Origin of the sequence: Denitrificimonas halotolerans (assembly GCF_034259425.1) — a bacterium.
GTDB lineage: Bacteria > Pseudomonadota > Gammaproteobacteria > Pseudomonadales > Pseudomonadaceae > Denitrificimonas > Denitrificimonas halotolerans.
In genome coordinates this window covers 68,856-90,528 of sequence record NZ_JAXIVU010000007.1, presented here as the reverse complement: position 1 = coordinate 90,528, position 21,673 = coordinate 68,856, and the positions used below count along the sequence as shown (strand labels likewise).

Genomic DNA, 21,673 nt, shown 5'->3' with positions numbered 1-21,673 from the left:
CTGGGGAATCAAAGCAAAACCGATGCAGCATTTAGTGTCATAAAGCGGTAAACTTGCCGGCATATTTTTCTTACTCCGTTGGAGCGTTTCATGTCACGCACGAGTTTAAGTCGTTTCCTTATTGAACAAACACGTTCACATCAAACCCCGGCAGAGCTACGCTTTTTAATCGAAGTGGTGGCGCGTGCTTGTAAAATGATCAATCACCAAGTTTCGAAAGGTGCATTGGGTGGCGTTTTAGGTAGCATGGGTACTGAAAACGTACAGGGTGAAGTTCAGAAAAAGTTGGACGTATTGTCCAATGAAATCTTGCTAGAAGCGAATGAGTGGGGTGGCCACTTAGCGGGTATGGCTTCGGAAGAAATGGATCAGGCATATCAGATCCCAGGTAAATACCCGAAAGGTTCTTACTTATTGGTTTTTGATCCATTAGATGGTTCAAGCAATATTGATGTAAACGTGTCCGTTGGTACGATTTTCTCAGTACTGCGTTGCCCTGATCGTAATGGCGATGAAGGCGACCTTGGTGAAGAAGCATTCTTGCAGCCGGGTACCGAGCAGGTTGCTGCTGGTTATGCCATTTATGGCCCGCAAACCATGTTGGTACTCACCTTGGGCAATGGTGTGAAAGGTTTTACCTTAGACTCAGAGATGGGGTCATTTATTTTGACCCACGATAATATCAGTATTCCTGAGCAAACTGCTGAGTTTGCAATCAACATGTCTAATCAACGTCACTGGGAAGCACCGGTTAAGCGTTATGTTGATGAGCTTTTACAAGGTGAAGAAGGTCCACTTGAGAAGAACTACAATATGCGTTGGGTTGCAGCCATGGTTGCCGATGTACATCGTATTTTGACGCGTGGTGGCATTTTCATGTATCCACGTGATGCGCGTGAGCCAGAAAAACCTGGCAAGTTGCGTTTAATGTATGAAGCCAATCCGATGTCTTTTATTATTGAGCAGGCCGGTGGTGTGTCGACGAATGGTCATCAGCGCATTATGGATATTCAGCCTACATCTTTGCATGAGCGGGTTGCGGTGTTCTTAGGTTCGAAAGAAGAAGTTGAGCGAATCACTGGCTATCACAGCGCGTAAGTTGTTTGGCAGTATGTTGAAGCCCTATAAAGCTTTTGGTTTTATAGGGCTTCTTTATCAAAAGCGCGTAAGACCTCGTACTTTTAGTGCGGGGATGGATAGCGAGGGCTGCTAAAGTCTTTGCAGTATAGGTTGGTGCTAGTATTGTATACAGTATGATAAAACACACCAAAACATTAAAAGTTCGAGTACGAGACAGGCATGTGCCCTTGCTAAACCGCATGGCTCGTAGCGTCAATTTCGTTTGGAACTTTGTTAATGAATTAAGTCAACGCTCGATCAAAGAGCGTGGTGTGTTTTTGTCTGCGTATGATATGCATCCCTACACAAAGGACGCAGGTAAAGAGCTTGGGCTGCACAGCCAAACCTTGCAGTGCGTTGCAGGTGAGTATGTCACACGCCGCAAGCAGTTTAAGAAGGTGCGGCTGAACTGGCGCAAATCAGGCGGTGTAAGCCGCTCACTGGGCTGGATACCCGTCAATACCGGTGCAGCTCAATGGAAAAACGGCAGGCCTACCATAATGGCCACTACTTCAAGGTGTGGGACAGCTACGGCCTGAGCCAATATAAATTCCGCTCTGGTAGCTTCAACGAAGATGCCCGTGGCCGCTGGTACTTCAATGTTGTGGTTGATATGGAGATCGAACCAAGCAAAGGCCAAGACCGCATCGGTACTGACCTTGGCTTAATTGATACAGCTACCTGCTCGGATGGCACCAAGCTGGAAGCGGGCCGCTTCTACCGTGGCCTTGAGGAAAAATTAGCCATAGCGCAACGAGCCAGAAATAAAACCCAAGTCAAAACCATTCATGCGAAAATCGCTAACCGTAGAAAAGATGCCCTGCACAAGTTCAGCCGTAAGCTGGTCAATCGCTGCGATGAAATCTATGTCGGTAATGTCAGTAGTTTAAAACTCGTTAAAACCACGATGGCCAAGTCAGTGCTGGACGCTGGATGGGGTCAATTAAAAACAATGCTGGACTATAAATGCGCTCACGCAGGCATTGTTTTTAAGGAAGTTGACGAGGCATACACCACCCAAACCTGTTCGAGTTGCGGCAGTTTGCCCGAGTCGAGGCCGAAAGGTATCGCAGGACTTGGAATAAGAGAATGGACGTGCAATGGGTGTGGTGTCACCCACGATCGCGATATCAACGCGGCACGTAACATTCTCGCGGCCGGACATGGTCGTCTAGCAGTAGGAACCTCCGTCCTTTAGGTCGGGGAGGATGTCAATTCTATGACGCAATTGAAGCTGTTGAGTCTACTCCTTTGTGAAATGTTGGATGACGTTAGTGCATGATGATATAGGCTAGCGTGTTGCAACACTGGGCATTGAGTTCAACGTCAGTGGAATACTAGGATTTTTCTCTATTCGAGAGTCTGCTATGTCTAAAATAATAAGAGTTCCGCGTCCAGCTGCCACACTGATTTTAACCCGTGACTGTGCGAGCGGGATTGAAGTGTATTTGATGCAGCGCACCCCTCAGGCTGTATTTATGCCTGGTTATTATGTGTTTCCTGGGGGGGCAGTCGATCCTTTGGATAGCTGTGCAAGCATGCAAGCCCTGTGTAGTGGGGTAAGTGATGCTGAGGTCAGTCGTATGCTAGGAATCCAAAGGGGTGGGCTGGCTTATATGATTGCTGCCATCCGCGAAAGTTTTGAAGAAGTCGGCCTACTTTTAGCCCATGATGCCAATGGTGACTATGTGGAAATTGCCCAACCGAGCGACGTGGAGTATTACGCTGGTTTACGTGAGCATCTGAATAATGGGCAATTGACTTTAGCGGATGTATTCCGCTCTAGGGGGCTGAATGCGGCGGTGGAGCGCTTAGCTTTTTTTAGTCACTGGATCACTCCAGAGGGGTTACCTCGTCGTTATGACACGCGATTTTTTGTAGCTGCAGCACCTCTGCAACAGACTCCTGTACCCGATGGGCAGGAAGCAGTGGATCACATCTGGATTAATCCTGCAGAGGCTTTAGCACGTGGTGAGCGTGGAGAGTTGGCGCTCTCATTGCCTACACGAAGTACTTTACAAGAATTGAGTTTATTTAATACAACCCAATCTCTGCTCGAACATACGCGTTACGCTCGACAAGTTCAGATAAAACAGTAGGGCTGTTTTCTGGATATAGTTCTAGGCTGTAGAAGTAAGGCATGTTTGCTGCAGAATGGATACTTGAGCTGTAAACCTTGCGTTTTGACAAGAGTATAGTAGGACACAACAATAGCGTTATTCAGTAGACGAAAATGAGGTTTGTGTGAAGGCATTATTGCAGCGGGTGAGTGAGGCGTGTGTGACTGTAGCAGGTCGCAAGATAGCAAATATTGATACAGGTTTACTGGTCTTAGTTGGGATTGAGCCACAGGATAATGAACAAACTGCAGAGAAGATGCTGCATAAGCTGCTTAATTATCGTGTCTTTGCTGATGAACAAGACCGAATGAATAAATCCTTGACCGATATTCAGGGCGGTTTGTTATTAGTGTCTCAGTTTACTTTAGCCGCAGATACTCGTAGTGGTTTGCGTCCAGGCTTTTCCACAGCAGCGGCGCCTGCACAAGCTGAGGCCTTGTTTGAGCAGATGGTAGTTCTAGCGCAGCAGCGTCATCCCCATGTGCAAACTGGGCAGTTTGGTGCTGATATGCAAGTACAGCTGACTAATGATGGACCTGTGACCTTTATGCTTGAGGTGCAGTAGGCGTAGTTCTAGCCAAAGTCGCTATTCAACTTCGTGCAGTATGAATATGAAGTTGAATAGTGACGCTTGTGCCTTCTCTTTAATAGGGTGGGAGGCTGTTAAGGCCGTGACTCACAGAATAGTGTTAGTGCGTTTTTAATAAGCGTAGGCTATTTAAAATCACCAGTAAACTGGCACCTAAGTCTGCAAATACTGCCATCCACATTGTAGCTTGACCATTGACTGCTAAAATTAAAAATATCAGTTTAATCGCAATAGCAAAACTGATATTTTGCTTAAGTACAACACTCGTTCGTTGAGATAAATGGATAAACTGAGGGATTTTGCGCAGATCAGTATCCATTAAAGCAATGTTAGCTGCTTCTACGGCACTGTCAGATCCTGCTGCTGCCATAGCAAAGCTGATATTCGCTTGAGCCAGTGCTGGTGCATCGTTAATTCCATCCCCAACCATACCTACGACTTGTTGAGCATTATTTTGTAAATGCTGGATATGTCTAAGCTTGTCTTCAGGCAGCATTTCACCGGTGGCTTGTTCGATACCAACTTGAGCCGCAATCGTTTCGGCAGTGTGTTGATTGTCTCCGCTGAGCATTAAAGTATGTATGCCTAGAGTGTGCAATTGAGCCACGGCGGGAGCTGCTTGCTCACGCACCGTATCGGCCACTGTGAATAAAGCTAATACGGTTGTTGTGTTAGCCAGTATTACTACGCTATGACCTTGTTGTTCAAGCTGGTTCAGTTGTACTTGAATGTGCTTGGAACTCAGCCCCAGTTCTTTAATCAAGCGATGGTTGCCTAAATAATAGCGCTGACCTTGGATCATACCGCTGCTACCACGGCCTAAAAGCGCTTCGAATTGGCTGACTTCATACCACCGATCTTTTTGTTCAAGAAAAGCAGTATGTATGGCTTGGGAAACAGGGTGGTCGGAACGTGACGCTAGACTGGCAGCTAGACGCTGGGCCTGTTGCTTAGGGCCATGGATTATCAGGCTTTGAGTGACTACTGGAGTGCCATGGGTGAGCGTTCCGGTTTTGTCGAATGCTAAAGTTGTAAGTGATTTTCCTTGCTCTAAAAATACACCACCTTTAATTAAAATACCTTGGCGGGCTGCTTGGGTTAGAGCGCTGACTACAGCTACAGGGGTGGAAATGACTAACGCACATGGGCAAGCAATGACTAAGAGCACCAACGCCTTATAAATCCAATCACTCCATAGACCGTCAAAGAATAGTGGTGGCAGGACAGCAACTAAACAGGCAATGGTCACCACGATGGGAGTGTACACTTTGGCAAAACGATCAATAAAGCGTTGAGTCGGCGCGCGGCTGGATTGTGCTTCCTCAACTGCATGAATGATTCGCGCGAGTGTGGAGTTATCCCGGGTCGCTGTGGTGATATATTCCAATGCACCTTGCATATTGATACTGCCAGCAAACAGAGGGCTATCGATGGTCTTTTCAATGGGCATGCTTTCACCGGTAATGGGCGCTTGATTGACGCTAGAGTGCCCACTTACTACGGTACCATCGAGGGGAACACGCTCTCCGGGTTGTAAGCGCACACGGCTACCAATGCTAATCATTTCGGTTTGCATCTGTTGCCATTGATCATCTATAAGTACCAAAGCACTTTCTGGAGCCAGCTCTAAAACATTATGAATGGCATAGCGGGCTCGGTCCAAGGACTTAGACTCAATCCATTCAGCTAAGGCAAATAAGAATGTCACCATAGCAGCTTCAGGCCAGTGTCCGATAAAAAGTGCCCCGGTGACAGCAATAGTCATTAAGGCGTTGATATTCAGATTTGCATTGCGAATGGCCACCCAACCTTTTTTTAATACGGGTAAACCTACTGTGGCTAGCACTGTTAGAGTTAAAATCACAACACCCCAGTGCGTATCTGCAGCGATCCATTCTAAAACTTCCGCACCAGTGGCTGCAAAACCGGCAACGATTAGCGGCCAGATGGCATGTTTAGGGGTTGGCTCCACGGTTGCTGAGCTATGTGTTTGTTGCTGTGGATTAAACCCAATACTTTTGAGCGCAGTAACAATCGTATCTAATGCATGAGCAGCATGCGTTACCGTGAGTTGGCGGCGCATCAGGTTAAACTCTACTGCACTGATTTCTGATAGCGTCTCGAGCTTGCTGCGAATGAGTTGCTCTTCAGTTGGGCAATCCATTTCAGTAATAATAAAAACACTGCTGATATGGTTGGGGTCTTTATGGGGTGGATGCGAGGCTTCGGGTTGGTTCGCAGTTGTACCGCATTCAGATTTGCAGGATTTCATAAACACTCCAAAATTTTTGGTACTGGTGTTGATTGAAGCCCTTATCATGGTGGTAAGGTCAAGGATGGTATAGCAATATCATCGCTAAGCCAGCCAGTAATGAGATCAATACCGGTAAGGCAATGTGTAGCACCATACGTTTGCCGCCAATAAAAATAGCCATGCAGGCTTTCATAATATTATTTACAGAGGCTGCAGTGATGATACCTAAAATGGCGGTGCTCTTGTCTAAGCCATTTTGCGACATACGAGTTAATGAGAGGGTTATGGCATCCACATCGGTGATGCCTGAGACAGTAGCCAAAACATAGATACCAGTATCACCGAGCCATTGTTGCAATACACTGGCCAGTAACAAAATAATGGTCAGTAAAGCCCCTAGTATAAGTGCTGATTTGAGCTCTAGAGGGTTAGTGTGTAAGGCTGGTTGTTTGATGGTTCCTCCGTTGTGATTTAGGCGCCAAATTAAGAATGCTGGTAGATACAAGGCAATTGTCATCACGATTAAAGGCAGACCCAAACTTTTAAGTAAAGCTGGGTTGATCATGATGCAATACAGCAAAATACGTAGGTACATGGTGCCGCAGGCTAGTAAAATTCCTGAAGAAAGAAGTGGTGATAGCGCTGGGGTTTGGCGAGCCATTCTAGAAAAGTGGAGGGTCAGTGCAGTGGATGAAGCTAAGCCTGCAAAGAGGCTAGTAAAGAGAATACCCCGCTCAGTTCCACCCATGCGCATGGCAAAGTAACCAACAAATGAAATGGAGGCGATGAGTACAACCATGAGCCAAATTTCATAAGGGTTCAGTAAGCTGTTTGGACCTAAGCCTTCGTTGGGCAGTAAAGGCAGCATGACTACGGAGATCAATAGTAATTTCAGCGCTGCATCCAGCTCATGTTCTTGTAAACGTTGCAGGGCGTTGTGAATTTCTCGTCTATTATCGAGAATAATGGTAGTAATAACGGCAGCAGTTGCCGCAATCATTATATCGACTGCGACTGCTAAGGCACCAAAGCTAAAAGTCAGCAATAAACCTATAATGCCTGTGATGCTGTAGTTGCGCATGTGCTCCATGCGTATTCGGTAAGCCATAACAGTCGTGATACAAACGGCTAATAAGGTGACAGGCAAGACCCAGATAGTCACCTCGAGGGATAGTAAGGCGGAAATGCCACCGAGCAAGCCAACTAGGGCATAAGTACGCAGGCCTGCTACTCGTTCACCAGGCTTTTGACTGCGGGTCGCCCAGCCTCGTTCCAAACCAGTTAGAGCACCTAACAATAATGCTACAGCAAGTCGGATAACGATTTGTTGTTCGCTCACAAATTGCTCAGCATAACTTTCCATAGTAGCCTCAATGATGGTGTATGTGTTGGATGGTTTGTGGACAGCCTAGGGCTAGTATGAAATATGGGCAAAAGCTAGGCTGCCGCTGCCTAGAGTGTAGATGCTTAAAATAAACGTGCCAATAGTGCTGGCACTGCAGTTTCTACGCGTAAAATACGTTCGCCTATTTGGACAGGTTGCAGGCCTGCCTGGGCGAGCAAATCGACTTCATAGGGGATCCACCCCCCTTCAGGGCCTATAGCTAAAGTCACGGGTTCAGTAAGGGCGCGAGGACACTCAGGGTAATCACCAGGGTGAGCAATGATGCCACGAGTGTTGACAGCAAGAGCAGGCAGCTCGTCTTCTACAAAAGGCTTAAAGCGCTTAGCTAAAATCACTTCAGGAAGAACTGTATCGCGCGCTTGCTCTAAACCTAATATCAGTTCCGCGTTAATGGCGTCAGGTTGTAAGAAAGGGGTTTGCCAAAAGCTTTTTTCCACTCGATAGCTGTTAATCAGCACCAAGGTGTTTACGCCCATGCTAGCAATCGTTTGTAAAGTGCGACGTAGCATTTTAGGGCGCGGCAAGGCCAAAATAAGGGTTAGGGGCAGTTTGGCTGGTGGTTGGCTGTGTAAGTTGAGCTGCAGCTCTGCGGCCTGTTGATCAATAGCTAAGATTGTGGCTTCGCCCTGTAAGCCATTTAAGCAGCCAGCGCGTAGGCTTTGTCCTACGCTGGCTTTGTGTATTTGATTCAGATGTTGCAATCGTCGATCGCTAATACGTACGCGATCAGTAGCGATAAAGTCAGTTGGGCTAACAAGTAACTGGTTCATGGTTGAACAGGCGGTTGCTGCTCATCGCTTGAAGCATCTTCAGGTCGGCGCTTTTTTTCTACAAGGCCGCCAAAGATGACACCAATTTCGTATAGGAACCACATTGGCAGAGCCAAAAGTGTTTGCGAAAAAACATCCGGTGGAGTTAATAGCATGCCTACGAGAAAACAGCCTACGATTACATAAGGACGGCTTTTACGCAGAGTGGTAACGTCGACAATACCAATCCAAGCCAGTAAAAAAGTAGCAATAGGGATTTGGAACGCTACACCAAAGGCAAAAAAGAGTGTCAAAACAAAATCGAGATACTGACCGATATCGGTCATCATTTCGACTCCTTCGGGGGTCACACTGGCAAAGAAACCGAACATAATCGGGAAGACGACAAAGTAAGCAAACGCCATGCCCGCATAAAATAGTGCAACGCTACAAACCATTAGAGGTACAGCAATGCGCTTTTCATGTTTGTATAAGCCAGGGGCAATAAAACTCCAGATTTGATACAAAATAATGGGCATGCTTAGAAAAAGGGCAACCACCATGGTCAACTTAAATGGGGTTAAGAAAGGTGATGCCACACCTGTGGCAATCATGGTCGCGCCTTCGGGTAAGTAGGCTCTTAAGGGGGCTGCAACTAAAGCGTAAATATCTTGGGAGAAATAGAACAGCGCAGCAAAAACTACTAAAACAGTAACCACAATACGCAGTAGGCGTGTACGCAGCTCGGTGAGGTGAGCAATCAGTGGCATGCTGTTATCCGTATGTTGGGAATGACTCATGATGATTGCTCTTTGTTCGCTGTAGTGTTAGCTGGGACTTCAGTTGTTGGAGTGTCTGTCTTAGGTGTTTCAAGGTCTTCAAATAAAGTTTGTGCAGGCTTATCACGAAGCATTTCATTCGTTTTTTCTGCTGTATCTTTCAGTATTTGCCGCTCTTTTTCTAAGATGCTTTCGTTGCGCAGTTCACGACGAATATCGTCTGCGCCCAATTCACGCTCAACATCTTCTTTAATTGAGGTGAACCCACGTTTGATACGGCCCATCCATAGTCCAGCTACCCTAGCAGCACCAGGTAAACGCTCTGGCCCGAGGACTAATAGGGCAACAATGCCAATTAAGATTAATTCAGAAAAGCCAAGATCAAACATGGATTAACTCATTTCTTAGACGAAGAATCTTCGACATGTTCAGCAGTCGCGTCAATGGTATGACCGGCTGCATCCGTTGTCTCTTTTTTCTGGACTGCCTCGGTAGGCTTCTCCTCGCCAGTGTCTACTGCTTTTCGAAAGCCTTTAATCGCATCGCCCAAGTCAGAGCCAACACCTTTGAGGCGCTTAGTTCCAAACAAAAGAACAACAATTGCGAGAATGATCAGTAGTTGCCAAACGCTAATACCACCCATGGAATGTACTCCGTAGTGCTGAAATTAAGAAGTTGTGCGGGCTGCTTTCTCGGCATGCCCAGATAAGCCAAAGCGTCGCTCAAGTTCATTTAATACTGTTTGCGGCTCTAAGTCTAAAGCAGAAAGCATGACTAAGCTGTGAAACCAAAGGTCAGCCGTTTCATAAATGACATCATCAGTTAGGCCAGAGCTTGACGCATCTTTGGCGGCAAGGATAGTTTCAACAGCTTCTTCACCTACTTTTTCTAGAATCTTGTTGAGCCCTTTATGGTGCAGGCTGGCCACATAAGATGTGCTAGGTTCAGCGTTTTTGCGCGACTCAATCACTTGAGCTATGCGGTGTAGAATATCGTCAGTCATTTTTATGAGCCTTGATAGATGTCATGAGGGTCTTTGAGAACAGGTTCTACAGTCTGCCATTGTTCATCCTTTAATACACGATAAAAGCAACTATGGCGGCCTGTGTGGCAAGCAATATTACCTAATTGCTCTACACGTAGAATGATAACATCAGCGTCGCAGTCTAAGCGCACTTCGTGCAACTTTTGAATGTGTCCGGACTCTTCCCCTTTACGCCAGAGTTTTTTACGTGAACGTGACCAGTAAATGGCTCTTTGTTCTTTAACCGTAAGCTCTAGAGATTCACGATTGAGCCAAGCGACCATTAAAATACGCTCGGTTTTATAGTCTTGAGCAATGGCTGGAATTAAGCCGTTGCTGTCCCACTTGATGTCATCTAACCAGTTGCTCATAGTGTCCCCAATTGTGCTGATATTTGAAAGAGCTAATGTGAAAATCGGTTTAACGGCGCAATATTAAAATTAGGCCGGCTGCGATCATTAACCAAGCGGGCCATGTAGAGAGGTCAAAAGCTAAGCCTGTTTTGCTGCTAGCAATTAATAAAGCTATTCCTAGTGCGATATTGAGCCATTTACTTGTGCTATGGGTTTGCACCGGCGGGGCGCTGAGTTGTTCAAAACTATTACGCACCATATTGGTTAAATGCGGTAGCTTTTCAATTTGTTGCTGTAAATGCCCCAAAACATGTTTAGGCATATAACGTTCGCGCATCCAACGCTCTAAATAAGGCTGAGCGGTGCTCCACAAGTCAAGATCAGGGTAGAGTTGTCGGCCCAAACCCTCAATATTGAGTAAAGTCTTTTGTAATAAAACCAGTTGTGGTTGGACTTCCATATTAAAGCGTCGAGCAGTCTGGAATAGATTAAGCAGTAAATGGCCAAAAGAAATTTCTTTCAGTGGACGCTCAAAAATTGGCTCGCACACCGTACGAATTGCTGCTTCAAACTCGTTGACGCGTGTGTCGCTTGGTACCCAACCAGAATCAATATGTAGCTGCGCCACTCTGCGGTAATCCCGCTTAAAAAATGCCAGCAGGTTACGCGCTAGGTAGTCTTGGTCTTCAGGGGTTAATGAGCCAATAATACCGCAGTCGATAGCAATATACTGTGGATCCCATGGTGTGTGGGTGCTCACAAAAATATTACCTGGGTGCATGTCTGCATGGAAAAAACTGTCGCGAAAGACTTGGGTGAAAAAAATTTCCACACCGCGTTCTGCCAGTTTTTTTAAGTCAGTGCCTTGATCAATTAAGGCCGTCATATCAGTGACAGGGATGCCATAAATGCGCTCCATGACTAAGACGCGAGGACGGCTCCATTGCCAGTAAATTTCAGGTACATAAAGAAGTTTAGAGCCAGCGAAGTTACGGCGCAGTTGACTGGTGTTTGCCGCCTCGCGCAGCAGATCCAACTCATCGTAAATGGTTTTTTCGTAATCACTCACCACTTCTATGGGGCGTAAGCGGCGCGCATCAGGGGAGGCGCGTTCAGCGATGCGAGCTAGTAAGTGGAGCCAAGCTAAATCTTGCGCAATAATTGGCTTGAGTCCTGGACGTATTACTTTTACGACTACGTCTTCACCGCTTTTGAGTTGTGCAGCATGGACTTGAGCGATGGAGGCAGAAGCTAGAGGCACATGAGTGAAGGACTTAAACACGTCTGAGATGGATGCACCCAATTGTTCTTCAATGAGGCGGATGGACTCTGCTGAAGAAAAGGGTGGGACTTGGTCCTGTAACTTAGCCATTTCGTCAGCAATATCTGGCGGCAGTAAGTCACGTCGGGTGGATAAAATTTGTCCAAACTTAATAAATACAGGACCTAAATCTTCCAGAGCTAAACGTAATGCTTCGCCACGGGCTAAGGTGCTCTCATGACGGGGAAATAGTCGCCATGGCATCAGGTATTGCAATATGTGTAAATGCCAAGGCAAAGGTAGAGCAAAGAGCAAATCATCAAGGCGGTAACGTATTGTCACGCGTAAAATACGCCACAGGCGGCGGATAGCAAGCAACTTCATAGAGGCTTTGGATTCCGTTTAAGTAAAAGCGCAACGCGTGCGTCAAGTCGGTCTAAGTCAATTTTAAGCTGGTCTATTTCGCTAAAGCGCACCTGAGCCTCAGAGTGACCCACTAAGGTGCGGGACTCTTCTGCTAAGTAGTCAGCACTGTTGAGGTGTAAGCTTTGCATAGCCTGCAATGCCCAATGATGGCGGCTGCGTAAGTGGCCGCTTAACAAAGCTGTAGGCACGGGGCCGAGCCAACGGGACACTTCATACTCCCAGTCTAACTCTAAGTTTTGCAGAATATCAGAGAGTTCCAACAGGAGGCTGCTATTACCATCTAAAACAACGTCAGGGTGATGCAGTACAGGGCTTTTATCTGGACTGGTCATCAGTTTCAGTAAGAGACTTGCTGGCGCTGTTAAAGTGCAATCTGCTGGTGCATGCCAAGAATGAGTCAATTGCAAACCTGTTTCTAATGGAATTAAGTACAGTGTTATTTCCGGTTGGGTGCAATTGATTGCAATCACTTGACCGGTCAAAGCGCTCATGCGTGCTTGCACTGTACTGTCTAATTGCAGTATACGGTTGATCGCTGTTTCAGCGCTGGCAAAAGCAAACTGGGTGAACATTAAGGCTTGATTCCACGGTGTAAGGCGACAATTCCACCGGTCATATTATGGAATGTAACACGTTCAAAACCAGCCTCATTCATCATACTTTTGAGGGTTTCCTGATCTGGATGCATGCGAATGGACTCAGCTAAATATCGGTAGCTATCAGCATCATCCGTTATGATTTTTCCGGCTAATGGCATAAATTTAAATGAATAGGCATCGTAAAACTTTGATAGCAGGGAATTCTTAGGTTTTGAAAACTCCAGTACTAGCAAACGGCCGCCAGGCTTTAATACACGTAGCATCGAGCGTAGAGCGTCTTCTTTATGAGTGACGTTACGTAGTCCAAAAGCGATGGTGACCACATCAAAGTGATTGTCAGGGAAGGGCAGCTTCTCCGCATCGGCTTGAACAAAGTGAACATTGTGAGCAATGCCTTTATCTAATAGGCGGTCACGGCCTACTTTCAGCATAGAGTCGTTGATGTCAGCAAGTACTACTTCGCCTTCAGGGCCAACGAGGCTAGAGAATTTACGGGTTAGATCACCAGTTCCACCGGCAATGTCGAGTACTTTATTACCACGACGTACACCAGATAACTCGATTGTAAAACGTTTCCAAAGACGATGCATGCCGCCGGAGAGGACGTCATTCATAATATCGTAACGGGCGGCAACGGAATGGAAAACTTCGGCAACTTTTTCTGCCTTTTTGCTTTCAGGCACATTTTCAAAACCGAAGTGAGTGATTGGCTCGTTGGAATTGGGCTCGCGTTGATTGCTCATAAAACTTCACCTTAGACAGAATATCTAGCATTCTAATACTCACAGCGCTGTTTGTCTTGACACGAGGCAGATTAGAGGCAATATCGCTGCGTACAGTATTGATAATACAGCTCTTTAAGGAGCACATAGGGGTATAAATGAGCAAAATTGTAGTTGAGCGAGAGCATAATTTGGGACGTGATGTTGCACGTGAAAAAGCCCAACAGCTGGCTGATCGATTGGTCCAGCAATATGATGTCACTTATAAGTGGGTTGGAGATACGCTAGAGTTTCATCGTACTGGAGCCAGTGGAAGCATTGACGTCGAAGAAGATAAGGTACGTGTCAATCTGAAGCTGGGGCTTTTGCTGTCGGGCTTGAGCGGGACGATTAAACGGGAAATTGAAGATGCCCTTGATAAGCGTTTAGCTTAAGTAGGGATAAAGCGGTGGCTTAAGCACGCAGGTCATGCGTGTTTGAGCTACGGATATAATGTTATACATGGCACAATAGTTTTGCTGTGTAGAGCTGTCAATTGTGCTTGTGTTTTCAAGGTTCGTTCAGAGCATGAGGCGTACAACAGATTCGTTAGGGTCGCGTGATTGCCCCGCAGCACGGAGTTGATCTAAGTAGGTTTGCCAGAGTTGCTCTTGTTGAGTTGCAAGCTGGTGTAGGTAGGTCCAAGTATAAATACCGCTGTCATGACCGTCATCAAAGGTGAGTTTCAGGGCGTAATGACCTGCTGCTTCTACGTGGGTGAGGGCTACGTTAGCTTTACCGTGTTGAAGTATCGGGTTGCCATGACCTTGCACTTCTGCGGATGGGGAGTGCACACGTAAAAACTCAGCTGGTAATGAGAATGTTTGTCCGTCAGCATAGCCCAATTCGAGAGTTTTTGAGCTTTTGTTGAGTTTAATGCGTGTAGGAATCATGCTGTTCTCACTTGAATAGAATGTGCCGACACTTGAGTGTCAGCACAAGCCTAACGGATTATAAAATATAGCGCGACAGATCTTCATCTTCGGCCAGTTCGCCGAGGTGTTGATCTACATAGGCTGCGTCAATTTCCAGTGCTCTATTACTGTACTTTTCAGCCAGTTCAGCAGCATCAAAAGACACTTCTTCGAGTAGGCGCTCAAGCAGCGTATGTAAGCGACGAGCACCGATATTTTCAGTTTTTTCGTTCACTTGCCAAGCAATTTGTGCAATACGCTCAATACCACTTTCGGTAAAGGTTACATTGAGGCCTTCAGTGGCTAGAAGCGCAACATATTGCTCAGTGAGAGAAGCATCAGGCTCGCTGAGAATACGCTTAAAGTCATCAGGCGTAAGGGCTTTCAGTTCAACGCGAATTGGTAGGCGACCTTGTAGTTCAGGTACTAAATCACTGGGTTTACTCAGGTGGAACGCGCCAGAAGCGATAAACAGAATGTGGTCTGTTTTGACCATGCCCAGTTTAGTACTAACAGTGCAACCTTCAATCAGTGGTAATAAATCACGTTGCACGCCTTCACGAGATACATCTGCACCACCGGCATTGCCACGTTTGGAAATTTTGTCAATTTCATCTAAGAAGACAATACCATTTTGTTCAACAGCTTCCAGTGCGCGGACTTTAATATCTTCTTCATTGACCAGCTTTGCTGCTTCTTCATCACGAATGAGTTTCATGGCATCGGCAACACGTAGCTTGCGGCTTTTGGTTTTGCCTTTGCTTAAACCTGAGAAGAGGCTTTGTAGCTGGCTGGTCATTTCTTCCATGCCCGGTGGGGTCATGATTTCTACGCCAGCAGGCGCTTCAGCAACATTGATTTCAATTTCTTTATCGTCTAACTGCCCCTCGCGTAAGCGCTTACGGAACAGTTGGCGTGTGCTCGAGTCGGTGCGTTCTGCGGTATCGTCTAAGCCTTGGCGAGCCGGCGGTAGTAAGGCGTCTAAGATACGCTCCTCAGCAGCATCTTCAGCGCGATTACGCATACTTTTCATTTCTTGCTCGCGCAGCATTTTTACTGCGGCATCGGCAAGATCACGAATGATCGATTCAACATCGCGACCAACATAGCCTACTTCGGTAAATTTAGTTGCTTCAACCTTAATAAAAGGTGCATTCACGAGTTTGGCTAAGCGGCGGGCAATTTCAGTTTTACCGACACCGGTTGGGCCAATCATTAAAATATTTTTTGGAGTTACTTCATTACGCAGGTCCGAGGACAACTGCATGCGTCTCCAACGGTTGCGCAGGGCAATCGCAACCGCACGTTTGGCATCATTTTGGCCAACAATATGGCGGTTGAGCTCATGCACAATTTCACGAGGTGTCATGGACATTATGGGTCTCCGAGGTGCGCTTAAATGGCGCTATCCTGCTCTTCGATAGTCAAGTTTTGGTTGGTGAATACACAGATAGAACCGGCAATATGCAAGGCTTTTTCTGTGATTTCACGTGCCGACAGGTCGCTGTTTTCTAACAGGGCAAGGGCTGCTGCTTGAGCAAAACCTCCGCCAGAACCCATGGCGATCAGGCCGTGTTCAGGTTCTACAACGTCACCATTACCAGTAATAATGAGAGAGGCATCTTTGTTGGCTACGGCCAACATGGCTTCAAGGCGGCTTAAGGAGCGGTCGGTCCGCCAGTCTTTGGCTAACTCAACGGCTGCGCGCACTAAGTGGCCTTGATGTTTTTCCAGCTGACCTTCGAAGCGCTCAAATAAAGTAAAAGCGTCAGCAGTAGCACCGGCAAAGCCTGCCAGTACTTGGCCATGATAGAGGCGACGCACTTTTTTAGCATTGCCTTTCATAACAGTATTGCCAAGGGAAACTTGGCCGTCACCACCCATTACGACTTTGCCGTTGCGACGAATTGAAACAATTGTGGTCAAGGGAAATTCTCCACGCTGATGGGCAAATGCCCTGATTAATAAGATATGGGGATGAATTGTGCAGGGTTCAAGGGGGTTATTAGAAATCTAGGAATTTTATAATGCTATAGAGGCGCTTTAAGTGTCTGGAGTAATGAATACGTGCGTCATTCCCTATATGTGATGCAGTTTTGAGAGCTTGGTATAACAGCATGACAGGACGGAGACTCTAAGTATGCTGTGGGCATACTTAGAGTCTATGGCGGTGCAAAAGTTAACGACTTTTACGTTGTAGTAAGAGATTGTTAAAACCGTTAGCCGCCAATTGTTTTTGCGCAACAGCTAACTGTTCACGACTTACAAAAGGGCCAACCAGTACACGGTGCCAGGTTTTATCTGCAACTTGACCTGCTTCAATGTGAACATTTTGACCGCTGAGTAAGAGTTGTGCACGTACGCTTTCAGCCTTGGAGCGCTCAGGGAAAGAGCCAGCCTGTAAGTAAAACTGAGTTTTGCTTTCTTTTTTAGCGGGTGGCGGAGGTGGCGGTGTTTTGCCATCCAAAATTGCCTGCGCTCGAGCGGCCTCAGCTTTTTTTGCCTCATCCACTTGTTTCTTAGTTGGTGGTGGCGGTGGTGGCGGTGTTTTTTCGGGTAACGCCTCCGGCGGAACAATCACTTCAGACTCAGATAATAAGGTGTAAAACTCAAACTTAGGCTTATTCGCAGTGTCTTCCTTTGTTTGTGGCGTAGGTTTTTTTTCAGTTACAGTTGGTTCGCGCTTGATTGTCTCCTGCCCGGGTTCAAAGCGAAATAATGACATCGCAAAAATACCGATAATCAGGCCAGAAATGACCCAGATTAGCGGATGTATAGGCTTTTTAGCTGGTGTCTGATAGCGGCTTGCGCCCCTTTTTGGCGCTGCCTTTTTACGTGCAGCCATGTTACATGCGCTCCAAAGTCTGTAGCCCTAACAGCTCGAGACCTTGCTTTAAAGTACGGCCGGTAAGGGCTGCAAGGCGTAAACGACTGTGTCGGGTCGCTTCATCTTCTGCTGATAAAATAGGGCAGTTTTCATAGAAGCTTGAAAATTGTCCAGCTAACTCATACAGGTAGGTACAGAGGATGTGGGGAGTGCCTTTATCAGCAATATTGTAAAGTACTTCAGTAAAGCGTTGTAGGCTCGCGGCAAGTACTTGTTCAGATTCGCTGGTAAGCTGAATTTTACCAGGTAGCGTAGAGTTCATTGTGAAGTCGGTGCGTCTAAAAACGCTTGCTACACGGGTGTAGGCATACAGTAGGTAAGGCGCTGTATTGCCTTCAAAGCTGAGCATTTGATCAAAGTTAAAACTGTAATCGCTGCTACGGTGCTTGCTGAGATCTGCATATTTGACCGCACCAATACCTACCGCTTGGGCGATCTTTTGTAGTTCACTTTCTTCGAGCTTAGGGTTCTTTTCTTTAACTAGAGTATAAGCGCGTTGCTCTGCCTCATTGAGTAAATCTACCAGCTTGACTGTACCGCCATCACGGGTTTTGAAAGGGCGACCATCAGGGCCATTCATGGTGCCGAAACCCATGTGCTCTAGCTGCATTCCAGGGTGAACAAAGTCGGCATGCCGAGCTACGGCAAAGACCATTTGAAAGTGTAAAGCTTGGCGTTGGTCAACAAAGTATAGCGCTCGGTCTGCCTTGAGCGTTTGGCTGCGGTAGCGCATTGCAGCTAAGTCAGTGGTGGAATACAGGTAGCCGCCGTCAGCTTTTTGTACGATGACTGGCAAAATTTTATCTTCGCTGTTTTTAAACTCATCTAAAAAGACGCATTGAGCACCGGCGTCTTCAGTCAATAAGTTTTTCTCACGGAGATCAGCTACAACCTGAGCCAAGTCATCATTGTAAGAGCTTTCACCACGGACATCATCCATGCTGAGCTTGACACCTAAACGGTCGTACAGCTCTTGGCAGTGGCTGAGTGAAACATTATTAAACTGTTGCCACAGGCGTAAGCATTCTGGATCGCCAGCCTGTAATTTGACTACCAATCCGCGAGCCTGCTCAGCAAACTCTGGGGACTCATCAAAGCGTTGCTTGGCAGCACGGTAAAAGGCTTCTAAGTCTGACAGTTGAGTTTCGGTGGCGCTAGGATTTTCTAAGAGGTAGGCTAAAAGCATACCGAATTGAGTGCCCCAGTCGCCGACGTGATTTTGGCGGATCACATCGTGGCCTAAAAACTCTAAAACACGTGCCACTGCATCACCAATAATGGTGGAGCGTAAGTGACCAACGTGCATTTCTTTGGCTAAATTAGGTGAAGATAAGTCTACCACCACACGCTGAGCGGGCTGCTGCTGAGCAACACCAACTTGTGCGTCGGTTAAAGCTGCATCTAAACGCTGTGCTAAAGCGTCGTGATTTTGGAAAAAGTTTAAAAAACCTGGGCCAGCAATAGCCACTTCGCGCACTTGCGGATCTTCTGGCAGGGCCTTAACGAGTCGTTCAGCTAAATCGCGTGGCTTCATTTTGGCCGGCTTAGCCAACATCATGGCGATATTGCTAGCGAAGTCGCCGTGGGATTTATCCCGCGTGTTCTCCACTTGAATATTGGCTACAAAATCTTCGGGAAGGATTCCTTCGCTGATAAGTTGATTGACTGCGAGCTGAATTAGATTGCGGATACTGTCTTTCATAATTTCTCTTAACGAAGGCGAATCAGCGAAAAGGTGCTGAGTAAAATGGTCTATTATCGACTTCCTGAGCGAATGCTTCAAGCAGCAAGGGAGTCAAGGTGTTTAAAATAAATCAATTGGGTCGACATCGATGGACCAACGGCTCTGCCGTGCGCTAGGTAGAACTTCTAGATTACTGCATAAAGGAGTAAGCAAACGATGGAGTTGAGCTCGGTTATTGGCTTGTAATAACAGTTGTGCTCGGTAGCGACCAGCGCGGCGTTCCATAGGAGAGGAGACTGGACCTAGCAACTCCACACCTTCAATTTTAAGCTGCTGTAATAGTTGCTCGGCAATGCTATACGCATCCTCTAGGAACATATCAGCCAGTTCTGGCTTTAAGGCATCAGCCCTTAATAAAGCTAAATGACTAAAAGGAGGTAGCCCCGTACTGCAGCGTTCATTTAAGGCTTGCTCGGCAAAGGCAAAATAACCCTGTTCACTTAACTGTACCAGTAAAGGATGGTCAGCGAGCTCACTCTGAATAATAACGCGCCCAGGATCGCCAGCGCGTCCAGCGCGGCCTGCTACTTGCACAATTAATTGTGCCATTTTCTCGCCAGCGCGAAAGTCAGCAGAAAATAATCCACCATCAGCATTTAAAATTGCTACCAAGGTGACGCGGGGAAAGTGGTGTCCTTTAGCTAGCATTTGCGTGCCAATCATAATACAAGGATCGCCACTATTAATGGTGCCTAATAAAGCATCCATTGAACCCTTACGTGCAGTACTGTCGCGGTCAATACGCAACACAGGCGTATTGGGAAATAAAATTTGTAGACGTTCTTCTGCGCGCTCGGTACCGGCACCTACTGGACGTAAATCAATTTTGTTACAGCTAGGGCAATGGTGTGGACGTATTTCAACATGGCCGCAGTGATGGCAGCGTAATTCATTGTAGCGTTGATGTAAGGTTAGACGAGCATCACACTGTGAGCATTGGCTCATCCAACCACAATCGTTGCACATTAAGACCGGTGCAAAGCCACGGCGATTAAGAAAAACTAAAACTTGTTGGCCTGCTTCAAGGGTTTTACGAATCTCTTTTTGCAGTGGTGCGCTGATGCCGGAATCCAGAGGTAAGCTGCGCACATCTAGACGAATAAATTTCGGTTGGATTGCGCCGCCGGCACGTTTATTCAGGCGTAATAAGGCAAAACGCCCACTATGGGCATTATGCAAGCTTTCTAAGCTAGGTGTGGCTGAGCCTAACACCACCGGCACATTGGCAGCGCGTGCGCGGACTAAGGCTAAATCCCGTGCATGGTAGCGTAGACCTTCTTGTTGTTTATAAGATGAGTCGTGCTCTTCATCAATAATAATCAGACCCAGTTGTTGCAATGGGGTAAAGAGTGCGGAGCGGGTACCAATAATGATATCGGCATGACCTGAGCGCGCAGCAAGCCAAGCCTCTAAACGCTCACGATCATTAACATGAGAGTGCAGTAATGCAATACGGGCATTAAAACGCTTGGTAAAACGCTCTAGAGTTTGTGGGCCTAGATTGATTTCAGGGATCAAGACCAAGACCTGCTGACCTGCTGCCAAAGTTTCACGGATCAGTTGTAAGTAAACTTCTGTTTTACCGCTGCCAGTGATACCAGCAAGTAAGTAAGTTTTAAAAGTTTTCTGATTGGCATGAATAGCATTGAATGCCGCTTGCTGCTCATCATTAAGGGGCAGTTCTGGTTGTGCCAGACTGGGTGTTTTGTGTGGCGTATCTTGTAATTGTAAAAGGTGCTGGGTGACGAGCCCTTTTTTTAATAAAGCCGTGACGCTGTCTTTACTGATGCCAAATTGCTCTAGGCGTTCATGGGCAATTCCTTGGCTATGTTGAGCTAATACTTTTATTGCTGCGAGCTGCCGCGGTGCTCGAATTAATAAAGAGTCTTCTAAATTCAGTGGTCGTTTAGCCTGCCATATTTTTTTCTGGCGTGCTTCAGCAGGTTCACCTTGGCGCAGTAAAGTCGGTAAAGCCCAACTAAAGGTATCGCCTAAGCTATGCTGATAGTACTGCGCAGCCCACAAGCATAGACGCATGATGTCATCCGGCAAGAGCGGTTGGCTATCGAGTAGTTCTAATGCATCTTTAAGTTTATCCGTAGGCACATTGGTGGTGGTTGCTGTCTCAACTAAAATTCCAATCATTTCGCGACGACCAAAAGGTACGCGCACACGTACGCCGGGCTGCCAGGCAGACTCTGGAATTTGCGCCGGTGCACGATAGTCAAAGAGTCGGCGCAGTGGCGATGGTAAAGCGATACGTAAATAGCGTTCAGTCACACCTATACCCCAAAGGTTGATGGCGTTATCTTAGCGTATTAACTGGAGCGTTGCTTTTGCTATGGGCGGTCTTTGCTTGTGAGCTTCCTTCGGTTTTGATTAAGCGCGCAAGGTTTGTTTGGCCATGTAAGCGATAATCATGGCTAGATAAAATAGAGATTGTGTTGCATTGCAAGTGCTTGTAGCGGTTTTTTTGAGCAGCAACGGAGTATCTGTTCATGATTGAATGTATTTGGAGTTGCACGAGTTGTTAGTTGTACAGTTTGGCTGGCTGTTTGTAAGGCGTTAATTATGAGCGCTTTATGTAAGAGGTAACATACCTTAAGGGCTCAATATGAAAGTCGTTGCTAGGTATTGGTAAAACTGTTCTGCCATTTCAGTGGCTAGCCAGATACTATGACCTTTGCTT

23 protein-coding genes are annotated in these 21,673 nt (G+C 46.6%); 6 read left to right on the top strand and 17 right to left on the bottom strand.

The window, feature by feature from the left end; all coding sequences use genetic code 11:
- Positions 1-90: 90 nt before the first annotated feature.
- The 5 genes from TOI97_RS06960 (at position 91) to dtd (ending at position 3,804) form a co-directional block, all read left to right on the top strand.
- Positions 91-1,098, top strand: a complete 1,008-nt coding sequence (locus tag TOI97_RS06960; protein ID WP_321553400.1) for a class 1 fructose-bisphosphatase — start codon at positions 91-93, stop codon at positions 1,096-1,098.
- A 221-nt stretch (positions 1,099-1,319) separates the two neighbouring features.
- A complete protein-coding gene (locus tag TOI97_RS06955) occupies positions 1,320-1,658 on the top strand; it encodes a hypothetical protein (RefSeq protein ID WP_321553399.1) in 339 nt (112 codons plus the stop codon).
- A complete protein-coding gene (locus TOI97_RS06950) occupies positions 1,595-2,317 on the top strand; it encodes an RNA-guided endonuclease InsQ/TnpB family protein (RefSeq protein ID WP_321553398.1) in 723 nt (240 codons plus the stop codon). Before TOI97_RS06955 ends, TOI97_RS06950 begins: the two co-directional genes overlap by 64 nt.
- Positions 2,318-2,486: 169 nt before the next feature.
- Positions 2,487-3,218: an NUDIX hydrolase gene (locus tag TOI97_RS06945; RefSeq protein WP_321553397.1), complete on the top strand. Its 732-nt coding sequence runs from the start codon at positions 2,487-2,489 to the stop codon at positions 3,216-3,218.
- A gap of 145 nt (positions 3,219-3,363) precedes the next feature.
- Positions 3,364-3,804: a D-aminoacyl-tRNA deacylase gene (gene dtd, locus TOI97_RS06940; RefSeq protein ID WP_321553396.1), complete on the top strand. Its 441-nt coding sequence runs from the start codon at positions 3,364-3,366 to the stop codon at positions 3,802-3,804.
- Positions 3,805-3,928: 124 nt separating this feature from the next.
- On the opposite strand, the gene TOI97_RS06935 is transcribed toward dtd, so the two are convergent.
- The 11 genes from TOI97_RS06935 to ubiE all read right to left on the bottom strand — a co-directional run bounded on the left by TOI97_RS06935 (position 3,929) and on the right by ubiE (position 13,421).
- Positions 3,929-6,100: a heavy metal translocating P-type ATPase gene (locus TOI97_RS06935; RefSeq protein WP_321553395.1), complete on the bottom strand. Its 2,172-nt coding sequence runs from the start codon at positions 6,098-6,100 to the stop codon at positions 3,929-3,931.
- Positions 6,101-6,158: 58 nt separating this feature from the next.
- Complete coding sequence (locus TOI97_RS06930) at positions 6,159-7,445, bottom strand: MgtC/SapB family protein (RefSeq protein WP_321553394.1); 1,287 nt, start codon at positions 7,443-7,445, stop codon at positions 6,159-6,161.
- A gap of 104 nt (positions 7,446-7,549) precedes the next feature.
- On the bottom strand, positions 7,550-8,257 hold the full coding sequence (locus TOI97_RS06925; RefSeq protein WP_321553393.1) for a 16S rRNA (uracil(1498)-N(3))-methyltransferase: 708 nt from the start codon (positions 8,255-8,257) through the stop codon (positions 7,550-7,552).
- Complete coding sequence (gene tatC / locus TOI97_RS06920; protein WP_321553392.1) at positions 8,254-9,036, bottom strand: twin-arginine translocase subunit TatC; 783 nt, start codon at positions 9,034-9,036, stop codon at positions 8,254-8,256. The genes TOI97_RS06925 and tatC overlap by 4 nt, the downstream gene beginning before the upstream one ends.
- Positions 9,033-9,404: a Sec-independent protein translocase protein TatB gene (gene tatB, locus TOI97_RS06915; RefSeq protein ID WP_321553391.1), complete on the bottom strand. Its 372-nt coding sequence runs from the start codon at positions 9,402-9,404 to the stop codon at positions 9,033-9,035. The genes tatC and tatB overlap by 4 nt, the downstream gene beginning before the upstream one ends.
- Before the next feature lie 8 nt (positions 9,405-9,412).
- Positions 9,413-9,658, bottom strand: a complete 246-nt coding sequence (gene tatA / locus TOI97_RS06910) for a twin-arginine translocase TatA/TatE family subunit (RefSeq protein WP_321553390.1) — start codon at positions 9,656-9,658, stop codon at positions 9,413-9,415.
- Between the two features lie 24 nt (positions 9,659-9,682).
- The gene (locus TOI97_RS06905) at positions 9,683-10,018 is read right to left on the bottom strand and encodes a phosphoribosyl-ATP diphosphatase (RefSeq protein ID WP_321553389.1); all 336 of its coding nucleotides are present in this window, start codon (positions 10,016-10,018) and stop codon (positions 9,683-9,685) included.
- Positions 10,019-10,020: 2 nt separating this feature from the next.
- Positions 10,021-10,410 carry a phosphoribosyl-AMP cyclohydrolase gene (hisI, locus tag TOI97_RS06900; RefSeq protein WP_321553388.1) on the bottom strand — a complete coding sequence of 130 codons (390 nt, stop codon included), beginning with the start codon at positions 10,408-10,410 and terminating at the stop codon, positions 10,021-10,023.
- A gap of 49 nt (positions 10,411-10,459) precedes the next feature.
- The gene (gene ubiB, locus TOI97_RS06895; RefSeq protein ID WP_321553387.1) at positions 10,460-12,037 is read right to left on the bottom strand and encodes a ubiquinone biosynthesis regulatory protein kinase UbiB; all 1,578 of its coding nucleotides are present in this window, start codon (positions 12,035-12,037) and stop codon (positions 10,460-10,462) included.
- A complete protein-coding gene (locus tag TOI97_RS06890; RefSeq protein ID WP_321553386.1) occupies positions 12,034-12,651 on the bottom strand; it encodes a ubiquinone biosynthesis accessory factor UbiJ in 618 nt (205 codons plus the stop codon). The genes ubiB and TOI97_RS06890 overlap by 4 nt, the downstream gene beginning before the upstream one ends.
- Positions 12,651-13,421: a bifunctional demethylmenaquinone methyltransferase/2-methoxy-6-polyprenyl-1,4-benzoquinol methylase UbiE gene (ubiE, locus tag TOI97_RS06885; protein ID WP_321553385.1), complete on the bottom strand. Its 771-nt coding sequence runs from the start codon at positions 13,419-13,421 to the stop codon at positions 12,651-12,653. The genes TOI97_RS06890 and ubiE overlap by 1 nt, the downstream gene beginning before the upstream one ends.
- A gap of 137 nt (positions 13,422-13,558) precedes the next feature.
- Between ubiE and TOI97_RS06880 the strand changes: the two genes are divergently transcribed.
- Positions 13,559-13,834, top strand: coding sequence for a polyhydroxyalkanoic acid system family protein (locus tag TOI97_RS06880; RefSeq protein ID WP_321553384.1), 276 nt, complete (start codon positions 13,559-13,561; stop codon positions 13,832-13,834).
- 126 nt (positions 13,835-13,960) lie between these two features.
- Here TOI97_RS06880 and TOI97_RS06875 read toward each other — a convergent pair whose 3' ends face one another.
- The 6 genes from TOI97_RS06875 to TOI97_RS06850 all read right to left on the bottom strand — a co-directional run bounded on the left by TOI97_RS06875 (position 13,961) and on the right by TOI97_RS06850 (position 21,264).
- A complete protein-coding gene (locus TOI97_RS06875; RefSeq protein ID WP_321553383.1) occupies positions 13,961-14,332 on the bottom strand; it encodes a DUF971 domain-containing protein in 372 nt (123 codons plus the stop codon).
- 58 nt (positions 14,333-14,390) lie between these two features.
- Complete coding sequence (hslU, locus tag TOI97_RS06870; RefSeq protein WP_321553382.1) at positions 14,391-15,728, bottom strand: ATP-dependent protease ATPase subunit HslU; 1,338 nt, start codon at positions 15,726-15,728, stop codon at positions 14,391-14,393.
- Between the two features lie 20 nt (positions 15,729-15,748).
- On the bottom strand, positions 15,749-16,279 hold the full coding sequence (gene hslV / locus TOI97_RS06865) for an ATP-dependent protease subunit HslV (RefSeq protein ID WP_321553381.1): 531 nt from the start codon (positions 16,277-16,279) through the stop codon (positions 15,749-15,751).
- A 253-nt stretch (positions 16,280-16,532) separates the two neighbouring features.
- Positions 16,533-17,198, bottom strand: a complete 666-nt coding sequence (locus TOI97_RS06860) for an SPOR domain-containing protein (protein ID WP_321553380.1) — start codon at positions 17,196-17,198, stop codon at positions 16,533-16,535.
- Between the two features lies 1 nt (position 17,199).
- Positions 17,200-18,942 carry an arginine--tRNA ligase gene (gene argS / locus TOI97_RS06855; protein ID WP_321553379.1) on the bottom strand — a complete coding sequence of 581 codons (1,743 nt, stop codon included), beginning with the start codon at positions 18,940-18,942 and terminating at the stop codon, positions 17,200-17,202.
- 102 nt (positions 18,943-19,044) lie between these two features.
- Positions 19,045-21,264, bottom strand: a complete 2,220-nt coding sequence (locus tag TOI97_RS06850; protein ID WP_321553378.1) for a primosomal protein N' — start codon at positions 21,262-21,264, stop codon at positions 19,045-19,047.
- Between the last annotated feature and the right edge of the window lie 409 nt (positions 21,265-21,673).

What these genes read in the sequence shown, in the direction of transcription:
- TOI97_RS06960 (WP_321553400.1), top strand. Translation starts at nt 91, where the DNA reads ATGTCACGCACGAGTTTAAGTCGTTTCCTTATTGAACAAACACGTTCA.
- TOI97_RS06955 (WP_321553399.1), top strand. Translation starts at nt 1,320, where the DNA reads ATGGCTCGTAGCGTCAATTTCGTTTGGAACTTTGTTAATGAATTAAGT.
- TOI97_RS06950 (WP_321553398.1), top strand. Translation starts at nt 1,595, where the DNA reads ATGGAAAAACGGCAGGCCTACCATAATGGCCACTACTTCAAGGTGTGG.
- TOI97_RS06945 (WP_321553397.1), top strand. Translation starts at nt 2,487, where the DNA reads ATGTCTAAAATAATAAGAGTTCCGCGTCCAGCTGCCACACTGATTTTA.
- TOI97_RS06935 (WP_321553395.1), bottom strand. Translation starts at nt 6,100, where the DNA reads ATGAAATCCTGCAAATCTGAATGCGGTACAACTGCGAACCAACCCGAA.
- TOI97_RS06930 (WP_321553394.1), bottom strand. Translation starts at nt 7,445, where the DNA reads ATGGAAAGTTATGCTGAGCAATTTGTGAGCGAACAACAAATCGTTATC.
- TOI97_RS06925 (WP_321553393.1), bottom strand. Translation starts at nt 8,257, where the DNA reads ATGAACCAGTTACTTGTTAGCCCAACTGACTTTATCGCTACTGATCGC.
- tatC (WP_321553392.1), bottom strand. Translation starts at nt 9,036, where the DNA reads ATGAGTCATTCCCAACATACGGATAACAGCATGCCACTGATTGCTCAC.
- tatB (WP_321553391.1), bottom strand. Translation starts at nt 9,404, where the DNA reads ATGTTTGATCTTGGCTTTTCTGAATTAATCTTAATTGGCATTGTTGCC.
- tatA (WP_321553390.1), bottom strand. Translation starts at nt 9,658, where the DNA reads ATGGGTGGTATTAGCGTTTGGCAACTACTGATCATTCTCGCAATTGTT.
- TOI97_RS06905 (WP_321553389.1), bottom strand. Translation starts at nt 10,018, where the DNA reads ATGACTGACGATATTCTACACCGCATAGCTCAAGTGATTGAGTCGCGC.
- hisI (WP_321553388.1), bottom strand. Translation starts at nt 10,410, where the DNA reads ATGAGCAACTGGTTAGATGACATCAAGTGGGACAGCAACGGCTTAATT.
- ubiB (WP_321553387.1), bottom strand. Translation starts at nt 12,037, where the DNA reads ATGAAGTTGCTTGCTATCCGCCGCCTGTGGCGTATTTTACGCGTGACA.
- TOI97_RS06890 (WP_321553386.1), bottom strand. Translation starts at nt 12,651, where the DNA reads ATGTTCACCCAGTTTGCTTTTGCCAGCGCTGAAACAGCGATCAACCGT.
- ubiE (WP_321553385.1), bottom strand. Translation starts at nt 13,421, where the DNA reads ATGAGCAATCAACGCGAGCCCAATTCCAACGAGCCAATCACTCACTTC.
- TOI97_RS06880 (WP_321553384.1), top strand. Translation starts at nt 13,559, where the DNA reads ATGAGCAAAATTGTAGTTGAGCGAGAGCATAATTTGGGACGTGATGTT.
- TOI97_RS06875 (WP_321553383.1), bottom strand. Translation starts at nt 14,332, where the DNA reads ATGATTCCTACACGCATTAAACTCAACAAAAGCTCAAAAACTCTCGAA.
- hslU (WP_321553382.1), bottom strand. Translation starts at nt 15,728, where the DNA reads ATGTCCATGACACCTCGTGAAATTGTGCATGAGCTCAACCGCCATATT.
- TOI97_RS06860 (WP_321553380.1), bottom strand. Translation starts at nt 17,198, where the DNA reads ATGGCTGCACGTAAAAAGGCAGCGCCAAAAAGGGGCGCAAGCCGCTAT.
- argS (WP_321553379.1), bottom strand. Translation starts at nt 18,942, where the DNA reads ATGAAAGACAGTATCCGCAATCTAATTCAGCTCGCAGTCAATCAACTT.